This is a genomic window from Anaerolineae bacterium (genome assembly GCA_013178015.1).
In the GTDB taxonomy this organism is placed as follows: Bacteria; Chloroflexota; Anaerolineae; order DRVO01; family DRVO01; genus Ch71.
Genome location: JABLXR010000021.1, coordinates 1 through 20,672, shown reverse-complemented (window position 1 = coordinate 20,672; position 20,672 = coordinate 1). Strand labels below are relative to the sequence as shown.

17 protein-coding genes are annotated in these 20,672 nt (G+C 67.0%); 7 read left to right on the top strand and 10 right to left on the bottom strand.

Translation table 11 applies throughout. The annotated features are described in order from the left end of the window. Positions 1-2: 2 nt before the first annotated feature. The 6 genes from HPY83_09645 to HPY83_09620 all read right to left on the bottom strand — a co-directional run bounded on the left by HPY83_09645 (position 3) and on the right by HPY83_09620 (position 6,317). Complete coding sequence (locus HPY83_09645; GenBank protein ID NPV08207.1) at positions 3-1,172, bottom strand: putative sulfate exporter family transporter; 1,170 nt, start codon at positions 1,170-1,172, stop codon at positions 3-5. Positions 1,173-1,175: 3 nt separating this feature from the next. Then, on the bottom strand, positions 1,176-1,982 hold the full coding sequence (locus HPY83_09640) for a class I SAM-dependent methyltransferase (GenBank protein NPV08206.1): 807 nt from the start codon (positions 1,980-1,982) through the stop codon (positions 1,176-1,178). A 271-nt stretch (positions 1,983-2,253) separates the two neighbouring features. After that, positions 2,254-3,231 carry a Gfo/Idh/MocA family oxidoreductase gene (locus HPY83_09635; protein NPV08205.1) on the bottom strand — a complete coding sequence of 326 codons (978 nt, stop codon included), beginning with the start codon at positions 3,229-3,231 and terminating at the stop codon, positions 2,254-2,256. A 331-nt stretch (positions 3,232-3,562) separates the two neighbouring features. Next, positions 3,563-3,724 carry a DUF1328 domain-containing protein gene (locus HPY83_09630; protein NPV08204.1) on the bottom strand — a complete coding sequence of 54 codons (162 nt, stop codon included), beginning with the start codon at positions 3,722-3,724 and terminating at the stop codon, positions 3,563-3,565. 216 nt (positions 3,725-3,940) lie between these two features. Further along, on the bottom strand, positions 3,941-4,552 hold the full coding sequence (locus tag HPY83_09625) for a DNA ligase (GenBank protein NPV08203.1): 612 nt from the start codon (positions 4,550-4,552) through the stop codon (positions 3,941-3,943). Between the two features lie 49 nt (positions 4,553-4,601). Then, a complete protein-coding gene (locus HPY83_09620; protein ID NPV08202.1) occupies positions 4,602-6,317 on the bottom strand; it encodes a fused MFS/spermidine synthase in 1,716 nt (571 codons plus the stop codon). Positions 6,318-6,485: 168 nt separating this feature from the next. On the opposite strand from HPY83_09620, the gene HPY83_09615 reads away from it, so the two are divergent. The 3 genes from HPY83_09615 to HPY83_09605 all read left to right on the top strand — a co-directional run bounded on the left by HPY83_09615 (position 6,486) and on the right by HPY83_09605 (position 10,406). Beyond that, positions 6,486-8,399: a DUF3604 domain-containing protein gene (locus tag HPY83_09615; GenBank protein ID NPV08201.1), complete on the top strand. Its 1,914-nt coding sequence runs from the start codon at positions 6,486-6,488 to the stop codon at positions 8,397-8,399. 209 nt (positions 8,400-8,608) lie between these two features. Further along, positions 8,609-9,994, top strand: coding sequence for a sulfatase-like hydrolase/transferase (locus tag HPY83_09610; protein NPV08200.1), 1,386 nt, complete (start codon positions 8,609-8,611; stop codon positions 9,992-9,994). 109 nt (positions 9,995-10,103) lie between these two features. Beyond that, positions 10,104-10,406: a nucleotidyltransferase domain-containing protein gene (locus HPY83_09605; GenBank protein ID NPV08199.1), complete on the top strand. Its 303-nt coding sequence runs from the start codon at positions 10,104-10,106 to the stop codon at positions 10,404-10,406. Between the two features lie 157 nt (positions 10,407-10,563). Here the strand turns inward: HPY83_09605 and HPY83_09600 are convergent, their stop codons facing one another. After that, a complete protein-coding gene (locus HPY83_09600) occupies positions 10,564-11,823 on the bottom strand; it encodes an MFS transporter (GenBank protein ID NPV08198.1) in 1,260 nt (419 codons plus the stop codon). A gap of 173 nt (positions 11,824-11,996) precedes the next feature. Between HPY83_09600 and HPY83_09595 the strand changes: the two genes are divergently transcribed. After that, the gene (locus tag HPY83_09595; GenBank protein ID NPV08197.1) at positions 11,997-13,076 is read left to right on the top strand and encodes a hypothetical protein; all 1,080 of its coding nucleotides are present in this window, start codon (positions 11,997-11,999) and stop codon (positions 13,074-13,076) included. A 133-nt stretch (positions 13,077-13,209) separates the two neighbouring features. Here the strand turns inward: HPY83_09595 and HPY83_09590 are convergent, their stop codons facing one another. Together HPY83_09590 and HPY83_09585 are read right to left on the bottom strand one after the other, a co-directional pair. Beyond that, positions 13,210-13,683, bottom strand: coding sequence for an NUDIX domain-containing protein (locus HPY83_09590; GenBank protein ID NPV08196.1), 474 nt, complete (start codon positions 13,681-13,683; stop codon positions 13,210-13,212). Between the two features lie 5 nt (positions 13,684-13,688). Continuing rightward, on the bottom strand, positions 13,689-15,092 hold the full coding sequence (locus tag HPY83_09585) for an MATE family efflux transporter (GenBank protein ID NPV08195.1): 1,404 nt from the start codon (positions 15,090-15,092) through the stop codon (positions 13,689-13,691). A gap of 352 nt (positions 15,093-15,444) precedes the next feature. On the opposite strand from HPY83_09585, the gene HPY83_09580 reads away from it, so the two are divergent. The 3 genes from HPY83_09580 to HPY83_09570 all read left to right on the top strand — a co-directional run bounded on the left by HPY83_09580 (position 15,445) and on the right by HPY83_09570 (position 19,592). Next, complete coding sequence (locus HPY83_09580) at positions 15,445-16,188, top strand: MBL fold metallo-hydrolase (GenBank protein ID NPV08194.1); 744 nt, start codon at positions 15,445-15,447, stop codon at positions 16,186-16,188. Positions 16,189-16,671: 483 nt separating this feature from the next. Next, positions 16,672-18,378: a methionine synthase gene (locus HPY83_09575; GenBank protein ID NPV08193.1), complete on the top strand. Its 1,707-nt coding sequence runs from the start codon at positions 16,672-16,674 to the stop codon at positions 18,376-18,378. Positions 18,379-18,482: 104 nt separating this feature from the next. Next, positions 18,483-19,592 carry an NAD(P)-binding domain-containing protein gene (locus tag HPY83_09570; GenBank protein ID NPV08192.1) on the top strand — a complete coding sequence of 370 codons (1,110 nt, stop codon included), beginning with the start codon at positions 18,483-18,485 and terminating at the stop codon, positions 19,590-19,592. A gap of 84 nt (positions 19,593-19,676) precedes the next feature. Here HPY83_09570 and HPY83_09565 read toward each other — a convergent pair whose 3' ends face one another. Continuing rightward, positions 19,677-20,615, bottom strand: coding sequence for a sugar phosphate isomerase/epimerase (locus tag HPY83_09565; GenBank protein ID NPV08191.1), 939 nt, complete (start codon positions 20,613-20,615; stop codon positions 19,677-19,679). Positions 20,616-20,672: the final 57 nt, after the last annotated feature.

The following is a 20,672-nucleotide window of genomic DNA, read 5'->3' as shown; positions in this document are numbered from 1 at the left end:
AGTCACAGACGGATGAGCGGTCCGAAGGCCACGGCCAGGGCGGCGCTCACCACGCCTACCATAAGGGCGGCGGCGAAGCCAACCAGGAAGGGGCGCGGTCCCAGCCGGCGGAGGAAGCCGAAGTCGGTGCTCAGCCCCACGGCGGCCAGTGCCGCCAGGAGCAGGTTCTCCGCCACTCCCTTGACGCTCCCGATCAGGTTGCCCCAGCCTTCGCGGTTCCAGAGGCCGAGGGCCAGGCCCCCCCGGGCCAGCCCGGCGTCGCCGATGCTCCTCAGCGCTGCCACGGCCAGGAACCCCACCACGAACAGAGGCAGCAGCCCGAGCACTTCCACCCGCCCGCCGGCTCGGCGGGCCCGGCCACGGGCGTAACGGTAGGCCATCAGGGGAACGACGGCAGCCATGAACACGTTGCGCACCATCTTGATCACCACCGCCACGTCGGCTGCTGAGGCCGGACCGTCCGGCAGGAAGACCTGATCGAAGATGAGGCTGGAGGCCACCACCTGGGAGGTGTCGTGCACCGACGTGCCCAGGAACAGGCCCACCCGGGCCGCGTCCAGCCCGAACAGGGCCTGGGCCAGGTAGGGGTAGAGGAACGTGGCCAGGGCACCGAAGATGGTGATGTTGGCGGCGGCGTAGGCCACTTCCTCGTCCTCAGCCTCGATGCAGGGTGCGGTAGCCACGATGGCCGAGAGGCCGCAGATGCCGGTGCCCACGGCGATCAGGGTGCCCAGCCGCTCGGGCAGCCGCAGCCGCCGGACCAGGAGCCCGGTAAAGACCAGGCCGGCCGCGATGCACAGCGCCACCACCGGCACGCCATAGGCCCCCACGCGGGCTACGTCCAGCAGGCTCAGGCGGATGCCCAGGAGGATGATGCCCAGGCGAAGGAGCTTGCGGACGCTGAAGCGGACCCCCGGCTGCAGCACTCTGGGTGTGCGCGTCAGGTTAGAGACGGCCAGGCCCACTACGATGGCCACCATGATGGGGGAGATGGGGTTCTGCCGGAAGCCCAACAGGCGGACGCCGATCCAATCTGCCAGAGTCAGGCCCACCCAGGCCACCAGGCCCGAGGCGATCAGCCCGGGCACCAGGGACGGGACCTGACGCAGGGGCACGCCCAGGGTCATGCGCTCCAGCTGGGAGGGCGTCTTGCCGGCAACAGATGAAGCCATGGTCTAGTCCTCGGCAGCTTTGACGGCCACGAAGATAAGCTCGCCCGGGTAGGTGGCCCCGTAAGGGCTGCGGTCGTAGTCGGAGTAGAGCGCCTCCACCTGGAAGCCGCAGCGGGCAAGGAGGTGCTCGGCCTCAAAGCGGAAAAGGTAGCGCATGGGGAAGCCGCATACGAGCCGCTCCTCCCGGCCGTCCAGGTGGCGGACGTGGTAGAGTAGTTCGATATCCTGGACCTGGCGGAAGTGGTCCCGGGAGACGACACGGTCGAAGCGGCGGGCCTTTCTGCCGTCCGGGAGGTCAAACCAGTCTTCTGCCGCCTGCTCGCCCGGGCTCACAGGGGTCGCCAAGAGAGGGATGGAGGGGTTGAACAGGTCGAGCACCAGCTTGCCGTCGGGGAGGAGATGGCGCCGTATGGTGAGGAGACACGAGATCTGGTCCTCGATGGTGATCAGGTGCTGAAACGGGCGGAAAGGGATGGTGGCCAGGCCGTACCGACGGCCCAGGTCGAAGTGCCGCATGTCCTCCTCCACCAGGGTGACCCGGCCTCGGACCTCCTCGGGCTCCTGGGCCAGCTTACGGCGGCAGATGGAGAGCATGGCGGCCGACCGGTCAAGCCCCGTGATCTCCTTGCCCACCCTGGCAGTGGGGATGAGCACGCGACCGGTACCGCACCCGATCTCGAGCACCGGGCCGTCGGCCTTAAGAGCCTCCTCGACGAAGAAGCCTACGTCGGCCCGATCCCGGTAAGGCGGGAACAGGTCGTAGATCTCAGCCGTACTGGCATACTCGTCACAGAAGCCGGCCGTGTCCACGGTGCCTCCTTAGGGTGTGGCGACAGGGAGGATAGCACAGCCACGGCGGGGCGCACCATGCGACGCCGCCTGGGGATTCCACCGCGGAGCGCGCGGAGACCGCTGAGGCGGAGAGAAGGAAAACGTAGGTCGAGGACGCCTGAGAGGCCCGTGGGCGAGCACGTTACCCACTGTCGGTTAGCCGGCTCCGCGTCTTCGTACCTTGTCTTTGCGTCTTTCCAGCGGTCTCGGCGCTCTCTGCGGTAAGATGCCCCGGGCCAAGCCCGCCGTGCTAGCTCAGGCTCGGCCTTACTGGTATGCCCTTACGGGCCGACTCGTTGGCCGCCAGGGTGACGGCCAGGGTCTTCATGGCGTCGTCGTAAGGGCTGCGCACGAGGGACGGGTCCTTCTGCAAGATGGCGTCCACGAAGGCGCGATCTACGTTGACCTCCTGTCCGTGCTCGCCGTCCAAGTCGGGGTTCTCTTCGGGCAGGGTGCGTAGCCTGGCTCCCCTGAGCTCGATCCGGCTGCCGTCGAGCAGGAAGTGCATGCTGGAGTCGCCGCCGCCCTTGTGCATCTGGCAGGAAGTGGTCAGGCTCACTGGGGTACCGTCCTCCAGCCTCATGGCCACGGAATAGACGTCCGGTATGTCCACGTACTCCCAGTCTCCCATGACGCGGAGGGCGTAATCGGCGTACACCGAGGTGATCTCTTTGCCGGTGACGTAGCGGACCATGTCCACCTGATGGGTGGTCTGCTCCACCAGCTGCCCGCCGGAGCGGTTCATCTGGCGCCACCAGGGCAGGTCGGCCATCCCGCCCCAGCGGTTGATGACTATCATGGCCACAGTCCGATCGGCCAGGAAGCGGCGCAACCGAGTGGCGTAGCCGAAGTACCGCAGGGTGTAGCCGACGCTGGTGATGATGCCGGCGCTGCGGCAGGCTTGCCATATCTCCCTCGCCTTGTCCAGACTCAAGGCGACGGGCTTCTCCACGAATAGGTGTATGCCTTTGCGGGCGGCGATCAGCTCAGCGTCGGTGTGGGCGAAGGGCGGGATCACCACGTAAAGGGCATCCAGCTCTTCCTTGTCGAGCAGTTCGTGATGGTCGGTGTAGGAGCGGGCTCGGTACTCGGTCCCTACTGAGGTGGCCAGTTCGGGGTTGATGTCGCAGACGGCTACCACCCGCGCCTCGGGGATGCTGCGTAGGGATTGCAGGTGATGCTGGCCCATGCCGCCAAGGCCGATGAAGCCCACTTTCACGGTGTCCATTCTCGTGGAACCTCCCCCCCGCTCGGGGCGTGCGTGTAGGGCGCCCCGGCGTGACTGGCCGGCATTCTACCACCCAGCGAGGAGGTGTCCACAGGGCGGACGTAGTGGTCCGCCCGTGAACGATACCCGCGACCTGGTAGGGGCAGGCCACCGTGCCTGCCCAGGGAGGACGCTCGAGGGGAAGGGGCCTGGTACCCGGCCGCGGGCCCTCAGCAGGTGCCTTCAGCCGCCAGCCTTCCCTCTGTCTCCTGCCGGCATAGGCCGCCCGGCCCGAGAAGGAAGGCCGGAGGGACAAGAGCATACTCCTGTCCCTCTACGGAGATGAAGGTGTCTAGCGGCGGAACAGCCCCAAGATGAGAGTGATCACGAAGATGGCCAAGAAGAGGTAGAAGAGTATCTTCGCGATCTCGATGGCGGCCCCGGCAATGGTGGTAAAACCGAGTAGGGCGAGAATCAGCGCGATGACGAGGAAGATCAGAGCCCACCGTAACATTACAGCCTCCTCAAGCTAACAGGGTAGATGGACCGTCGAGTAGAGCATACACGCGGGTATTATCATCGCTGCCCGATGGGGATGCAAGCGCATTCGAGGGCTGGGGCTGAATGGACGCGACGCTTGAGGAGCACATGCCAATCAGCGCGCACCATTGCCAGTGCCGCACGGTTGCTGTGGCACCCCTAGGGGTGCATCGGCGGCGCGGCTCCACCGCTATTCTGGCTCGGACTCGTCCTCAGCCTGGGCGGCGACCTCCTCGACGGTGCGGCCGCTGAGGACGGATTCCGGCCGGTCCCGAACCAGGTCACGCCCCGGATCGGCCTCGTCGTCATCCATCTTGATGAGGAGCCAGCGGGCGTCCTCACCCTTGCCGGTGCGGATGAGGGCATAGCCTCCCCGGAGCTTATGCCCCTCCAGCCAGACGCTGACGCGACCCCGCTCCAGTGCCTCTTCCATCGGGACCGGGCGGTCGTCGTCGCGGGCCAGGTTGCGATAGGTGCCCATATCCCACACGATAACGGTGCCACCCCCGTATTCGCCCTGAGGAATGTTGCCCTCGAAATCGGCATACTCCATAGGGTGGTCCTCGGTGGGGACGGCCAGGCGCTTGTCCTTGGGGTTGGGCGAAGGACCCTTGGGCACCGCCCAGGACTTGAGCACTCCGGCCACCTCGAGACGGAAGTCGTAGTGCAGGGTGGAGGCGGCATGCTTCTGCACCACGAAGATGGGCTTCTCGCCGGCCGGACGTGCCTCTCCGGCTGGCTCAGGAGTGCGGGAGAAGTCGCGCTTCTCACGATAGGTCTTGAGTGCATCGGCCTGGCTCATGGCACTCTCCTCCCTGGGCCCATCGGGCAGACGCGCCGGGGCCCCCTGGTCAGGGCAATTGGTCCCAGAACTCGGGTGTAGGGGTGGGTGGCTGCACTCCTTCGGGCAACTCATCCCTCACCACGGCGGCGAGAAGCTGGTCCACCGGCGCGTACCGGTCCGTGAGGGTGATGGTGCGCCCGCCGGCCAGCACCTCATCCAGCTCTTCCTGGCTAAGGACACGGTGGGCCAGGAGGGCGCTGCCATCGCCGCCGTCTATGTCCTTGAAGGCTTCGAGATCCAGGGGGTGGCGCCCCGCCACCAGCACGTAGGTGGTGCGCACCGACCAGCGCCAGTTCTCGGTGGTGGGGATGACGTAGACGTGCTCGAAGCTCTGCCTCAGGGTGTGGGTGTAGGCGCGAAGGAAATCGCCGCCGGCTCCGTCAATGATGTTCACCAGGTACAGCCCGTGGTCAGCCAGCCAGGCGCGCACCCTCTGGTTGAACTCGTGCGTGGTGAGGTGGTAGGGCACCGAGTAGTCGTTGAAGGCGTCGCCCATGATCAGGTTGTAGTGGTGGTCGGGCTCACGCTCCAGGAACAGGCGGGCGTCCTGGTTGAAGCTGGTGACGGTGGAATCGGCGGGCAGGCCCATGTACTCGTAGGCGACTCGGGTGACGGCCGGGTCTATCTCGATGACGTCCAGCCGGCTGCCGGGGTACACGTTCTCCATGTAGCGGGGAAAGGTGTAGCCGCCGCCTCCGATGAAGAGGGCGCTGAGCGTGGCGTTCCTCTGGGCCTGGTACTGAGTGGCCTCGGCGTATACCTGCTCGTAGCCGTACACCAGCCTGGTGGGATCGGAGAGGGAGGAGTAGCTGTGGACCAGTCGGTCGAGGATGAGAAGCCGGACGATATCGCCGTGGCGATTCTCCTCCCGCACTTTGATGCAGAAGTAGTCGGTCTCCAGGGTGCAAGGGGAGAGCGAGTGGGTGGGCCACCAGATCACCCCGGCCAGGGCTAGCGATCCCATGAATGAGGCGCCCAGCGCCCGGGGTTTTCCCGTCAGGAGCAGGGCGAAGCCCAGGCCCAGAAGCACCACTGCTACACCCAGGACGATGGCATAGGTGCCGAACCAGGAGATGAGAAAGAAGCCGGTGGCGAAAGTACCCACGATGCTGCCCGCCGCCCCGGAGGCATAGATCATGCCCACCGTACGGCCGGTACGGGCCAGGTCCTGCACCGCCAGCTTGGCCACTATGGGCGAGATGCAGCCGAGCACGGCGCTGGGAAGCACGAAGAGAGCAGCGGTCAGGGCCAAGATGCGCCAGACGATGGACCACTGATAGGGCACCCAGTCCGCCATCAGATCCACGGTGAGGATGATGAAGGACGAGAGCCCACCCAGGAGGTAGACCCCGCCCAGCAGGCGGAGGGAGGCCCAGCGGTCCGCCAGGCGGCCGCCCAGGTAGTTGCCCAGACTGATGCCGGCCAAGATCACCCCGATGACGCTGGTCCAGGTGTACAGAGAGACGCCCACGTAGGGTGCGATGATGCGGCCTGCCACCAGCTCCAGGATCATCACGCAGGCATTGGAGAGGAAGACGAGCAGGTTGGGCCGCCAGATCCAAGGTCTGGCCTCGGCGCGGGCGCGAGTAGGGGCGGCTTCCCCAGGGGCAGGAGTGGTCGGGGCCTGGATCGAGGTGCTCTCGGCACTCATGGCACTCATCCGACACGATAGACGGACGGCTCGTCCGACCTGGGCGCCGCGCACCGGTCCCAGTGCTGACATTCTACCCTCCGGGCTCGGTCCGAGCCAGAGCGAGCGGAACGCTGATGACGCTGATGCTGCGCTGATTGACGCCGATCGAGGGGGAGGATATTAAGAGGCAGATCGGCGCGAATCTGCGGCCTATCAGCGTCATCAGCGTTCTATCCCCCTACGTCGTGGAGGATGAGCATGGCATCCGGAGCTCAGCACGCTGGGCAGGGCCGACCTCGGTCCTGGACCCAGAACGAGTGGTACGTGCAGAATAGCCTCTGGCGCACCTCGCCGGCGGCGCCGGGCTCGGCTTCTATCGAACCCTCGGTGGCCGAGGCCTACAGCGGCCATCACTGGGTGGTCACGTACGCGGCGGGCGACGAGCCCTTGCGCCCCGGCAGCCACCTGGCCATCGAGATTCCGGCGGGGTGGACGCCTCACCTGGGCCGGCCCCTGCATGGCGGCCGCCAGATTCTGGTTCCCGCAGGGGTGGTCAATCCGGGCTACTCTGCCTGGGCTCGGGTGGAGGGGGGCCAGGGGACGCGGTTTGAGCTATCGGTGTCGGACTGCACCCGGTTCCAGGTGCTGGACGCGGTGCTGGTGGAGGGTGAGGTCCCCCCAGGTCGACAGGTGCGCATCTACATCGGCACCGAGGACGGCTCTCAACTGCGGTGCCCCTGGTTCGCTCAGGACTCGCCCCTGGCTATGGGGATAGACTTCAACGGTGACGGCGTCTACCTGCCGGTGTCACCCCCTCCGACGGTAACCGTCACCGGGGCGGGGGCGGCGGCCCTGCGAGCCATCGCCCCCGCTACCGTTCAGCCAGGGGAGCGGTTCCCGCTGACGGTCCAGGCTATAGACCAGTACGGAGCGAACCTGGCGGCGAGGTACCAGGGCCAGGTGGAACTGGAGACCTCCGGGCCGATGGAGGAGGTGTCGGACAAGGTTGATCTTCTCCCGCAGGATGGCTCGCAGAAGCGCATTCCCGCCAAGGCCCGGGAGGCCGGCGTGGCGATCATTCGCGCCTTCGATCGGCAGAAGGCGCTGTCGGGCCGCAGCAACCCGATCGGGGTAGGCTTCTGCGACCCAGGGCAGCGCATCCTTTTCGGCGACCTCCACGGTCAAGTCTACGTCAGCATCGGCACCGGCACTCTGGACGAATACTACACCTGGGCGCGGGAAGTGGAGCGGCTGGACTTCTGCGCCCCGGCCAACCACTACGGTGGGCGGATGGACTTCGACAATCTCCCCGACTGGGAGACCGAGCGGCATGAGGCACTGCACGCCCTGTGGGCGGATGACGTGGCCAAGAGCAACCGCTACTACGCCCCGGGCGAGTTCGTCACCCTGGTGTCCTTCGAGTGCGGGGTAGGCCGCTATGGGCACAAGAACGTCTACTACCGGGGGGACAGTGGCATCTACATCAGGGGACAGGACGGGCTGACGCCGGACGAGCTGTGGGGGCGCCTGGATGAGGAAGGCTACCGTGCTCTCACCATCCCCCACCACCCCAAGTTCTGCGGACCCACCGACTGGAGCTTCCGCAACGACAAATTCCAGCGCCTGGTGGAGATCTGTTCTGCCTGGGGCATCTCGGAGGCGTCGGGGCCGCACAGTGTGCGGGCAGCTCTGGCGATGGGGCACCGGCTGGGGTTCGTGGGAGGCACCGACACCCACTTCGGGCAGCCTGGCCGGCCGCCCCATTTCTTCGGCGAGGGAGGTGGGCTGGCGGGGGTGTACGTCCCCGAGCTCACCCGTGAGGCCCTGTGGGACGCTCTCCACGATCGGCGCTGCTACGCCACCACGGGAGCGCGCATCCTGCTTCGCATGGAAGTCAACGGAGCGTTCATGGGGAGCGAGATCGAGGCCGACGAGGTCCGGGTCTCGGCTCACGTGGTGGGGACAGTGCCCGACTTCGAGGTGGACGTGATCCGGAACGGCTCGGTGGTCCACTCGGTGGGAGCCACTGGGTACGAGCACTGGCTGGAGTGGAACGATCGCGAGCCCAAGGGAGGGCAGGAGACCAACGCTGAGCCGGTGAGCTACTACTACGTGCGCGTGCGCCAGCCGGACCGGCACCAGGCCTGGTCTAGCCCGGTGTGGGTGTCATGACCCTGAAGGGTACCGAAGTCGGTGACGACGCCAACGCACTCGAGCAGCAGGCCCTCGAATGGAATTCGAGGCTGTAGGGCCTTGCCGCCGAGCGTCGGCCTGTGCCGAGGCAAGCTGCTCACCAGCACCGGTGTCCGCGCAGGCGGACATCCGGCCGTCAGGCCCCCTAGCCCCGACCTCGGTCGAGGCCCTGAGGAGATGAGCATCTCATGTCTGTGAAGAGACCCAACATCGTTCTGTTCACCACCGACCAGCAGCGGGGCGACTTCTTCGGCCTGGCCGGGCACCCCTTGGTGGAGACGCCCAACCTGGATAGCCTGGTGCAACACGGGCTCTACTTCCCCAACGCCTACTCTGAGATCCCGTCCACCACCGGGGCCCGGCGCATCCTGCTGTCGGGCAAGGGCAACTACCACTGCGGGCTGGTGGGCTACTCCGCCACCGAGTGGCACGAGCCCAACACGCTGGCCCACGTCCTGGCCGACAACGGTTACCACTGCTTCAACGTGGGCTTCCGCAACCTGCACCCAGTCCGCAAGCTCTACGGCTTCCACGAGGTCTCGCCAGGCGAACTGGACCATCGGGAATGGCTGAGGGCTCGTCTGGGGCCCTGGGCTCACGAGCGCTCCCATGGAGTGGACGCCAACGGGTGGACGGCGCGGCCTTGGGACAAGGAGGAGCAGTACCATCGCACCAACTGGACCACCGAGGTGGCCATGGACATGCTCCGCCGCCGAGACCCCACCCGACCGTTCTTCCTGTGGGTCTCTCACCACGCCCCTCACTCGCCTTACGACCCGCCGGGGGCCATCTGGGACATGTACGCCGATCGGGAGCAGCCGCCGGTGCCTGTGGGGGACTGGGCAGAAAGGTATGACGTGGCAGGGCCTGGCCTGCCTGTGACGGCTTGGCACGGTCGGCTTACTCCGGAGCAGACCCGGAGGGGGCGCATCGGCTACATGGGGCTGATCACTCACATCGACTTCCAGTTCGGCTACATGCTGGAGGAGTGGCGCCGTAGTCGCCTCGCCCAGGACACGCTGTTCGTCTACACCGCCGATCACGGGGACATGCTCGGCGACCATCACCTCCACCGTAAGACCTACGCCTACGAGGGCTCGGCTCGCATCCCCTTCGTCATAGGCTACCCCCAGGGATACGAGGGGCCCACGGGCACCTGCGATCGGGTGGTGGGCCTGCAGGATGTCATGCCCACCATCCTAGAGGTAGCCGAGGTGGAACCGCCTCCCGGGATGACCGGCCGCAGCGCCCTGGCAGCGGCCCGCGGGGAGCCCTGGCGGGAGTTCCTGCACGGCGAGCACTCCCCCTGCTACGCCCTGGAGCCGGCCATGCACTACCTGACCGACGGCAAGCGCAAGTACATCTGGTTCCCGGCCACCGACGAGGAGCAGTTCTTCGACTTGGAGAGCGACCGGCAGGAGCTGAGGAACCTGGCAGGGGACCCCGGTCACGCAGATGAGGTGGCGCGCTGGCGGGAGCGTCTGGTGCAAGTGCTGGCCGAGCGCGGGGACGGGTTCAGCGACGGTCGCAGGCTTCTGCCGAGGCGGGAGTGGTGGGGGCCTGAGGCGAAGTAGGGCAGCAAGGCGCCGCTGCCGTTTGATGGCCGGTGCCACGGCCCTCTCCGGCCGCTTCGCCGGCCCATTTGGGACTTACGGGACGCGGGATGAGTGACCCGACAGCGACGTGGACATCGCGGTTCTGTTACCTCCTGACCAGTCCCGGCAGCAGCCCTCGCTGATGCTGACCCCCTCTCATTTGGCGCTGGAAGACGCCCTCCGCAGACCGGTGGATCTGCTGAACGCCCGTGAGGTCTCGACCGTGTTCCAGAAGGAGATCATCAGCGCCGGTCGCCTCCTCTATTGCGCCGACCCCACCGGCGTACCCGAATTCGAGATGCTGACGCTCTCGCTCTATCAGAAGCTGAATGAGGAGCGGAAAGAGATCCTGGCAGCGTTTCGCGAGACGGGCAGGGCTTACCCCGTATGACCGATGCCGTCATCGTCACTTGCTCCGTCAGCTCTAGGTCTGCCTCCGTCTCGTGGGCACTGCCGACCCGGTCGGTCAGCCCGCGAAGGCGGGCTTCGCCTAGGTAGCCGGGGGCTTCAGCCCCCGGACCCTCTTACCACGGGATCGCCTGACCGGGTCACGCAGGCTCTGAAACAAGGGGCTTCTCTGCCTGGGCGGCCCTGGTTCTGGCCCACAGGATGAGAGGGACGGTCAGAGCCAGGAAGGCGGCGCTGAGTCCGTACACCCACCGAATGCCCAGCAGAGGCAGGAAGGCGTAGGCCGCCAGGGGGCCGAGGCCGGACCCGAGGTCCCCTGCGGTCTGGTAACCACCCACGTGTCGCCCGCGGGATCCGGCTCGGGTCAGGTCGCCCAGCCAGGCCACCAGTAGCGGCGGCACTACCCCATACGCCACCGCGGCCAGCAGCACTCCCGCCCCGATGTAGGCGGGCGCGGTGCTGCCGGCGAAGGCGGCCAGCCCGGCTACTCCCAGCACCTCGCCCAGTACCAGGACGCGCACTCGATCCCCCAACCTGTCGCTCAGATGTCCCAAGGCCGGGGAGGTGACGATGGTGGTGACGTTGCGGGCGAACAGAAGGAGGCTGGTGAGGGAAGCGACACCGATAACCCAGGCGCCCAGGTGAGCCTCTTCCCCCACGGCTTGCCGGAGGTAGAGCCCGAACGTGGAGTAGAACACCCCGGCGAAGAAGAAGCGATGGGCGAAGTTCAACGCGGCGATAACCCAGAGGCGCAGGTCGGCGCCCACCATCCCCTGCCAGGAGGCGCGGACGGCCGCCCCCAGGGAGGGACGCTCCGGCTCGACGGTCCTCCGGGGCGCCGGCGGCGTCTGAGGCAGGGTGAGCGCGCCCATCACCCCGATGGCACTGAAGAGGCTGAGCGCCACCATGGCGCGGGGAAGCTGCAGCCAGTCCACCAGGAAGCCGCCCAGCAGCATGCCCACCGACCCGCCGAAGTAGGAGTAGGAGGCGTAGATGCTGGTGAGACGCCCCCGATCGTCCGCCCGGCTGGCATCTAGAATCATCCCATAGGCGGCCACGGTGAGCAGAGACCAGGCCAAGCCCCAGAGGGCGCGCGAGATCAAGAGGGGCCAGAACCCCCGCAGGAGGCCATAGGCAGCGGTGGACAGAGCCCCGACGGCCACGCCGATCACGTACGGGCCCCTACACCCCAGCCGATCGGCCAGCCAGCCGCTCACCAGGTTGAGGGGGAGCCGGACGAGGCGGTTCACGCTGAGGAGCCAGCCTACCTGAGCCGTGCTCACAGCCAGGAGGCCGTACTGGGCGGGCAGCACCGCGTACAGAGTGGCATCGCCGAAGAGGGCCAGCGACGTGCAGAGGGCAAGGGTCCACACTATGCGCTTGCGGTGGGTGGCTGTCATTGGGCATCCCCTGCGCTGCGGCGGACGGTCGGGGCCGCGCCGGGCAGTAGCCAGGGTACAGCACATAGGGAGGGGCTGGCCAGCCGCACCGGGATGCCTCGCCTTCGCTGGACAGCCCGAGGCTCCCGGCAGACAATCGGGGCGCATCCCTGTAGTCCCACGAGGAGAGGAACGTGGCGCTCACCGAACGTGAAAACTACCTGCGCAACGCCCGCTTCCAGGGCCCGGAATGGATACCTATGGCCGTCTCTATCTCCGGTGCCTCCCGTGTACAGCTGGGCCGAGAGCTGGAGGAGGTCCTGGCCCGGCACCCGACCCTCTTCCCCGATTTCCAGGTGGGGCAGATAGACTACGAGAATTACGACTTCGGGCCCGGGCACCGTGCGGGCGAGGACTTCACCGACGCCTGGGGCTGCATCTGGCGCACCGACATGGACGGCATCGAAGGGGTGGTCATCAACGCTCCCCTGGCCGACTGGGAAGCGCTGGAGATGTTCGCCCCGCCCGATCCCCTCGTTCGGTGGGACCGAGGTCCGGCGGACTGGGAGGGTGCCCGGCGGCAGGTCGATGAGGCCAGAGCGGCCGGCAAGGTGGCAGCAGGCAGCTTGCCTCACGGGTTCCTCTTCATGCGTCTCTACTACCTGCGGGGCTTCGAGAACTTCATGGTGGACGTGGCCACCGATGATCCCCGACTGCAGAAGCTCATTGACGTGCTGCTGGAACAGAACCAGCGCTACCTGCGGCAGTGGCTGAGCCTGGGCATAGACGTGATGAACTTCGGCGACGACCTAGGTACCCAGAAGGCCACTCTCATTAGCCCGGCCAAATTCGGCCGCTATGTTACCCCCGCCTACAAGACCCTGATCGACCTGATCCACGACGCAGGAGCCATAGTCGCCCTCCACAGCGACGGCTACATTATGGACTTCATGGACGAGTTCGTGAAGGCCGGAGTGGACATAATCAATCCTCAGGACCTGCTCAACGGGATTGATGACCTGGCCCGCGAGGTCAAGGGCCGCATGTGCATCCGGCTGGATGTGGACCGACAGAGCGTAGTGCCCTGGGGGACGAGGCAGGAGATCCACGAGCTCATCGAGGAGGAAGTGCGGAAGCTGGGTTCACCGGCCGGGGGGCTGGAGTTCATCTGCGGCATCTACCCGCCCACACCGCCAGAAAACGTAGATGCCGTATGCGAGGCTCTGGAGCGCTTCCGCACCTTCTGGTGGGACGGCCGCGCCGACCGAGCGTGAACGACTGACAGGGGAGACGCGGAGACGCGGAGAGGGGGAGACGGGGAGAGGGGGAGACGCGGAGACACGGAGACGCTGCTCACGCCTCCCCGTCTCCCTGTCTCCCTGTCTCCCCCTCTCCCCCTCTTCTGGGTTACTGCCAGCCTAGGGCGCGGCGCTTGACCTCGGCCAGGGCCACGCTGCGGATGAGCCAGTCTTGGGCGTCCGGCCGCCGGGCGAGCTCCTCGGGAGAGAGCCAGACCACCGCTTCCGTCTCTCGGGCATCGGGGCGGGCGACGCCGGCCCGATAGCGGCAGAGGAAAACCGCGTCCAGCACGTGGCGCCCATCGTCCAGGCGGAAGGTCTTACTTTCGACGTAGTGGACGTCGTCCTCCACCTCCACGCCGGCTTCTTCACTCACCTCGCGCCGGACGCTTCGCTCCAGGACGGACTCGCCCTCGGCCTCGATCTCCACCTTGCCGCCCGGGAGGGTGAGGACGCCGGGGTAGACCCGGTCTCGACGGGAGCGTACCACAAAGAGATAGCGGCCTCGGTGGAACACGGCGCCCTCGACGGCGACGGTGTAGAGGTGCGGCTCCGCATCGCGGCGGGCTTCCGGAGTGCTCATGGAATTCAGACTCTGATACTGCGCCACCGCCCGGTGCGGTAGCGGAGGTAGTTCACCGTGGCCCTGCCGGCGGCGTCCAGTACGTTGGCAATGTAGATTCCGGACAGTCCCCAACCCAGTATGACCCCGAACAGGTAGCCCAGAGGCAGGCGGATGAGCCAGATGCCGGTGAAAGTGGCGATCATGGGGAATCGGGTGTCGCCTGCGCCCCGCAGGCTGCCGGCCAGCACCTGCCCCAGAGCCTGGAACGGCTGGGACATGGCGATAACAATCAGTGCCTGGGAGCCGATGGCGATCATCTCGGGGTCATCGGTAAAGAGGGCCATGATGGACCGACCCAGCACCGACATGGCGACGGCCGCCGCCAGCATGATCGCCAGGGCCACCCGAACTGCATACCAAGAGGAACGCTCCGCCAAGTCGGGCCGGCCCGCACCCAGGCACTGACCAACCATGGTAGTGGCGGCCATGGCGAACCCCATGCCCGGCATGAAGGAGAAGGATATCACCTGGAAGGTGATGCGCTGGGTGGCGTACACCACTGTCCCTAGGCTGATGGCGATGACGCCGTAGAGCAGCGCCCCGCCCCGGAGCAGGAACTGCTCCACCATGGTGGGGAAGCCGAGGTGCCAGAGCCGCGACACTATCCCGAGGTCCGGCCGCCACCCGTCTCGTCCGCGGATACTCACCGGCCCGCGGCCCCGAATGAGCACCGTCATGAGGATAGCTGTACCCACGGTGCGGGCCACAGTGGCACCCCAGGCTGAACCCACTACTCCCAGGGCGGGGAAGCCGAGCTTGCCGAAGATGAGAACGTACGATACACCCACGTTGATGAGGTTGATGAGGCCGGTTACCTTCATCGGTGTGCGCGTGTCGCCCGCTCCACGCAGAGCAGCGCCCACGACGAACATCATCACCATCACCAGAGAGGCAGCCGTGACCACCCTCAGGTAGGCGCCTCCCAGGGCGGCTACCTCGGGCTCAGTGCCCATGGCCCGAACGGCCAGGTCGGAGAAGAACAGGCCCGCCAGGGCGATAAGGGCCGAGACCATCACCCCCAGGCTGACCGACTGCTTGGCCACCCGGCTGGCCATCTGGTAGTCGCCGCCCCCGACGGCCCGCGCCACCATGACGGTGGTGCCGGTGGTGATGGCTCCGAAGGCGGCCTGCATCACCATGAGGAGCTGGGTGGCGCTGCCAATGCCGGCCACCGAGGCCGCCCCCAGCCGGGAGACCATGAGCATGTTGGTGGTTCCCAGGGCGGTCTGGAAGAGGTTCTCCAGAATGATGGGCCAGGCCAGCTTGTTGACGGCAGAGCCGACGGACTTGTCGTCCAGAGGGATGGTCACCGCTCGACGGGCGCGTGCCGGCCGGGCCGGAGCAATGATCTCTGCTTCGGAAGTCACTGTCTCTCTCCCGAGATGAGGCCCGATGCGCGGGGGCTGGCTGGTGATGGCGGCCGGGCCACGGACGTGCCCCCAGACGCTCACCAGGAAGTCACCGGCGAGGCGCTAGTTCAGTGTATTGTACATCCAATACTTAGCGTAGGAAAGCCGAACGGGGGATTCACCGCCGAGACCGCGGAGATCGCAGAGGACAGATAGGGAAGGACATCTGCTCCAGTTCCTCACCAGCCCCCTGCGAGCCTCTGCTCTACCCGGTTCTCCTCGGTGTTCCCGCCGCGGTGCGATCCGGGCGCTCCCGGCAGGCAAAAGCTCTGTATAATGCGAGCAGATGAGGTTCCCGAGGAGGCTCCTAATGCGCCTGACCGATCGTGTGTACCTGGTGGGAAGCGGCGCCAATGGTCTGTTCCTGTCTCACCGCAGCGACTGCACCGTCTACGCCGTGGACTGCGACGGGCCCATTGCCCTGGTGGACGCCGGCGTGGGTGGCGAGGGCACCGACCTGATCTTGCGTCACCTGCGGGGCGACGGACTGGATCCGGAGGCGGTGACTCACCTGCTCGTCACCCACAAGCACGCCGACCACAGCGGCGGGGCGGCGGACTTCTACGAGAGGCTGGGCGTGCAGGTGGTGGCCACGTCCCACACGGCCGAGGCCCTGCGCCGGGGGGACGAAGAGATGATCAGCATGGGCGCCGCCAAGCGCGCCGGCCTCTACGACCCCGACTACGTCTTCCGCGCTTGCCCGGTGGACCGCGTGCTGGAGGACGGTGAGGCCCTGACGGTGGGAGACGTCACCTTCGAGCTGCTGGAGACGCCCGGTCACTGCGCCGGCCACTGCGCCTTCACCTTCCGGCGCGATGGCAAGCTGCACCTGTTCGGGGGGGACAACGTATTCGCCGGGGGGAAGATCCTGCTGCAGAACATCCCCGACTGCGACCTGCAAGCCCACCTGGAGACGGTGCGCCGCCTGGCCGCCCTGGACGTGGAAGTCTTCCTGCCCGGCCACACCATGCCCGCCCTCAGGGAAGGGTACCGGCACCTTCAGGCGGCCTTGGCCCGGATGGATCGGCTGCTGGTGCCGGAGAGCTACCATTAGGTCGCGGATGTAGGGCCTGTCCCTCCGGGTGACGGGCTATCGCGGTCTGCACGAAGATGGGGTCTGGCCCCGCCCGGTTCGGCACAACCTGGGCTGCCCCGGCGGCGGTACTTGCCGCGCGCGGCGGCTCTGCTCGTGGTATACTACCGGCGCCGAACTCCCGAGTGGGAGGCGGGGGATCCAACCAGCCGGGGTGAGTCGCGCTTAGGTACGGGGATGGAAGTGCCATCCCCGCCGAGCAGGCGCGTAGGGCAGCTCTTCCAGCCCGAACCCGTCAGCTAACCTCGTAGGCAGCCGGAAGAACGGGGGAAGTGGCCCCGCCATTGAGCCTCAGGGCCCGAAGAGCGTCCCCAGGGTCCCCGCATCTGGCCGTGCCCCGGCTGGGCCGGCTCAGGCTTCGGGCCAGAGGCATCTTGCCTTCCCCGATCCGGTTCGATTGTGACGCCGAGTGTTCGCCATATCTCAGTTAGTGGAGTGTAGACCATGAACGAAAAGCAGAAGGTAGTTGTGGGTGCGGCCCTGGGCGAGTGCGTCCACGTCGCCGGTGTGGTGAACTTCCTGCGGCTGGCCGAGCAGGCCGGCTGGCGGACCGTGTTCCTGGGCCCAGCCGTGCCCGTGGAGCGGGTCATCGAAGTGGCTCGGGCCGAAGCCGCCGATCTGGTGGGCGTCTCCTACCGGCTCACCCCAGAGACGGGCGAGAGGCTGTTGCGGCAGCTGGCCGAGGCGGGGGCCGATCTGCGGGGGCGGGGCGTGCGCTTCGCCTTCGGCGGTACGCCGCCCGTGGCCGACCAGGCTCGGGCTTTGGGCGACTTCTTCGATGCGGTCTTCGATGGCTCTCAGACGCTGGACGAGGTGCTCGCCTACGTGCGGGGTAGTCGCCTGCCCACCCTGGAGGAGGACTTCCCTCACACGCTCCTGGAGCGCATCGCCTGGAAGGCGCCCTACCCCTTACTGCGGCATCACTTCGGCCTGCCCACCATGCAGGAGACGGTCGAGGGGATAGAGAAGATCGCCGAATCGCGCACCCTGGATGTCATCTCCCTGGGCACAGACCAGGACGCACAAGCCAATTTCTTCCACCCCGAGCGCCAGGACCCGGGCCGGGCCGGGGCCGGCGGCGTGCCTGTACGCAGTGCGGACGACTACCGAGCCCTGTACCGGGCCTCGCGCCGGGGCAACTACCCCCTCATGCGCACCTACTCCGGCACCGACGACCTCATCCGGCTGGCCGAGATGTACGTGGATACCATCAACATCGCTTGGCCCGCCGTGCCCCTCTACTGGTTCAACGCCATGGACGGACGCGGGCCCCACAGCCTGGAGCAGTCGGTCCACGAGCACCAGAAGCTGATCGCCTGGTACGGCGAGCGGGGCATTCCGGTGGAGCTCAACGAGCCCCACCACTGGGGCATGCGCGATGCCCCCGACGTGATCTACGTGGTGTCCGCCTACCTCTCCGCCTACAACGCCAAGGCCTACGGGGTGCGGGACTACGTCGCCCAGCTCATGTTCAACAGCCCGCCCGGCGTCTCCGACACCATGGACCTGGCCAAAGCCTTGGCCTGCCTGGAGATCATCGAGCCCCTGGCCGGACCGGACTTCCGCATCTGGCGGCAGACTCGCGTGGGCCTGCTCAGCCACCCCCTGGATGACGAGGCGGCTCGAGGCCACCTCGGTGCCGCAACCTACCTGCAGATGGCGGTGAACCCGCACATCGTCCACGTGGTGGGGCACACGGAGGCTCACCACGCCGCCACCGCCGAAGACGTCATCGCCGCTAGCAAGGTCACCCGCCGGGCAGTTGAGAATGCCGTCCGCGGCCAGCCCGACATGACCGTGGACCCCCGCGTCCGCGAGCGCAAGGAGGAGTTGGTGGCGGAGGCGAGGGTGACTCTAGAGGCCATCAAGGCCCTGGCTGCTGCCGAGGTGCGGGACCCGCTGGCGGACGCTGCGGTACTGACGCGGGCGGTGACCGCGGGCATCCTGGATGCGCCCCACCTGAAGAACAACCTCTATGCCTGCGGCCGCATCGTCAGCCGCATAGACGAGCGGGGCGCCTGCGTGGCCGTGCACCCGGAATCGGGCCAGCCCCTCCGGGAGCGCGAGCGTCTGGCGGATCTGCTGCCGGTGCGCGTACGGGCGAAGCGGGCTCGCCGGTCCGCCGCTGCCGGAGGTGACAGTCGTCGCTGAGAGCGCCGCAGAACTCACGCGAAGACGCCCAACGAGCGCAGCTTGGCGGCTTCGCGTGAGGACAGGACTCGTGGGGGACCACCAAACAAGGAGCAGCACTCAACATGGGCAACAACACCAGATTCACCGTTCTGGGAGCCGGCCACGGGGGCAAAGCCATGGCCGCCCACCTGGCCCTCATGGGCTTTCCTACGACCCTGTTCAACCGCACCCCCGAGCGCGTAGCCGCCATCCGCCAACGGGGAGGGATAGACCTGGTGATCAACGGCGGCGAACGCGGGGGTTTCGGCCGCCTGGCCGGCGTGACCTCGGACTACGCCGAGGCCCTCGACGGTGCCGAAGTGGTGATGGTGGCCACTCCTTCCACGGCTCACCGGGAGATCGCCACCCAGGCCGCCCCTCATCTGGCCGACGGTCAGGTGGTGGTGCTCAATCCGGGCCGCACTTGCGGCGCCATCGAGTTCGAGAAGATGCTGCGCGACTCCGGCTGCCAGAAGGACGTCACCGTGGCCGAGGCCGCCACCCTCATCTACGCCAGCCGCAGCGAGGGCCCGGCTCAGGCCCGCATCTTCCGTATCAAGGAGGCCGTGCCCCTGGCGGCCCTCCCGGCCACTCGCACCCAGAGAGTGCTGGAGGCCCTGCGCCCTGCTTACCCCCAGTTCATAGACGGCGGCAACGTTCTCAAGACCAGTCTGGACAACATGGGTGCCATCTTCCACCCTGCCCTCACCATCCTGAATGCCGGCTGGATCGAGGCCACCCATGGGGACTTCCAGTTCTACATAGACGGCGCCAGCCCTTCGGTGGCGCGCGTCCTCGACGTCCTGGACCGGGAGAGGGTGACGGTAGCGGCGGCGCTAGGAGTGCGGGCGCAGACGGCTCAGGAGTGGCTGCAGATGGCCTATGACGCCCGGGGCGACGACCTCTACGAGGCCATCCACAACCAGCCCGGGTACTACGGCATCAAGGGACCCTCATCCCTCAACCATCGCTATATCACCGAGGATGTGCCCATGAGCCTGGTGCCCATCGCCGCTCTGGGGCAGCGCTACGGGGTGGCCGTCGGCATGATGGACGCCATCATCCGGCTGGCGTCGGTGATCCACCACACCGACTACTGGCGCCGCGGCCGCACCCTGGACAGGCTGGGCCTAGAGAACCTGACTGTGGGAGAGCTAACCGCCTTCGTGAACGAGGGCGTGCGGCCGGAGTAGACGAGCGAGGGCCCACGGGAAGGCGAGATGCCGTGAATGCGCCCCAGGTGTCCCGCGCCTTGATCGGATAGGCCTCGCCGGGCCCTATATCTGCCGGTAGTCCAACTTGTCCTCACCGCAGGCACAGGAGAGGCCTTCGCGTGTCTCCACCGTGTAGTGCCCACACAGCGGGCAGCGCAGCCATGCGCCCGTGCCATTGTCGCGCCGAATCTGGGGCAGAGCACCCTCTATGCCCGTGGACGTGTGGTGCAGGGCCTGCAGCTCCAGAACCAAGCGGCTAGGTCTGGAGGCGCCCCAGGGGCGGGTCTCCACCGTCATCGGCCCCTGGAAGCCGGCGTCCGCCAGGCCTCGGAAGACCTGAGCCCAGTTGATGGTGCCGTAGGGCGGTTGCAGGTGCAGGTCCCCGGAAGTGTCATTGTCGGCCAGATGCACGGTCACGATGGTCTCCCCCAGAGCCTGCACCACGTGCGGCACTCCCTCGCCCACGTGAGCGTGGCCGCTGTCGAAGCAGGTCCTAAGTGCTGGTGAGTCGAACTCCTCCACCAGGGCCCGCATCCGCTCCGACTGCTCGTAAGAATGGTGCGGCAGCATGTTCTCCAGCGCCAGCACCACCCCGGCCTCTTCTGCCAGGGGCACCAGCTCCTCCAGGCTGCGCCGGGTGCTCACCTCTTGCGCCGGAATGCGAGTCAGGTCCCGCACACCTCTCCCAGGATGCACGACTATGTAGGGGGCGTCCACCACGTGCGCCCGTCGGATGAGGTCCTTGTGGACCTCGACGCCGTGCCGGCGCAAGCTCTCGATGGTGGACCCCAGGTCGCCGTCCTCTCCGAACTGGGCGTGTATGGAGCGCCAGGGGGCGCCGGCATTAGCGTAGCGGCGCGAAAGGTGCCGCAGCTGCTCGTCGGTGGCGGTGAAGGGGATGAAGCTTACCTCGATGGCCCTGACGCCCGAATCGGCGATGATCGAGAGAGCCCTGCCCAGCTGCTCGTAGTTCAGGTCGAACAGCGACATGCCTATGTCCATACCGTGCTCCTTAGCCGACGCTAGTGGGTCGTGATGCGTGATACGTGATGCGTGATA

Coding starts and splice junctions, on each gene's coding strand:
- HPY83_09645 (NPV08207.1), bottom strand. CDS start 1,172: ATGGCTTCATCTGTTGCCGGCAAGACGCCCTCCCAGCTGGAGCGCATG.
- HPY83_09635 (NPV08205.1), bottom strand. CDS start 3,231: ATGGACACCGTGAAAGTGGGCTTCATCGGCCTTGGCGGCATGGGCCAG.
- HPY83_09630 (NPV08204.1), bottom strand. CDS start 3,724: ATGTTACGGTGGGCTCTGATCTTCCTCGTCATCGCGCTGATTCTCGCC.
- HPY83_09625 (NPV08203.1), bottom strand. CDS start 4,552: ATGAGCCAGGCCGATGCACTCAAGACCTATCGTGAGAAGCGCGACTTC.
- HPY83_09620 (NPV08202.1), bottom strand. CDS start 6,317: ATGTCAGCACTGGGACCGGTGCGCGGCGCCCAGGTCGGACGAGCCGTC.
- HPY83_09615 (NPV08201.1), top strand. CDS start 6,486: ATGGCATCCGGAGCTCAGCACGCTGGGCAGGGCCGACCTCGGTCCTGG.
- HPY83_09610 (NPV08200.1), top strand. CDS start 8,609: ATGTCTGTGAAGAGACCCAACATCGTTCTGTTCACCACCGACCAGCAG.
- HPY83_09600 (NPV08198.1), bottom strand. CDS start 11,823: ATGACAGCCACCCACCGCAAGCGCATAGTGTGGACCCTTGCCCTCTGC.
- HPY83_09590 (NPV08196.1), bottom strand. CDS start 13,683: ATGAGCACTCCGGAAGCCCGCCGCGATGCGGAGCCGCACCTCTACACC.
- HPY83_09580 (NPV08194.1), top strand. CDS start 15,445: ATGCGCCTGACCGATCGTGTGTACCTGGTGGGAAGCGGCGCCAATGGT.
- HPY83_09575 (NPV08193.1), top strand. CDS start 16,672: ATGAACGAAAAGCAGAAGGTAGTTGTGGGTGCGGCCCTGGGCGAGTGC.
- HPY83_09570 (NPV08192.1), top strand. CDS start 18,483: ATGGGCAACAACACCAGATTCACCGTTCTGGGAGCCGGCCACGGGGGC.
- HPY83_09565 (NPV08191.1), bottom strand. CDS start 20,615: ATGGACATAGGCATGTCGCTGTTCGACCTGAACTACGAGCAGCTGGGC.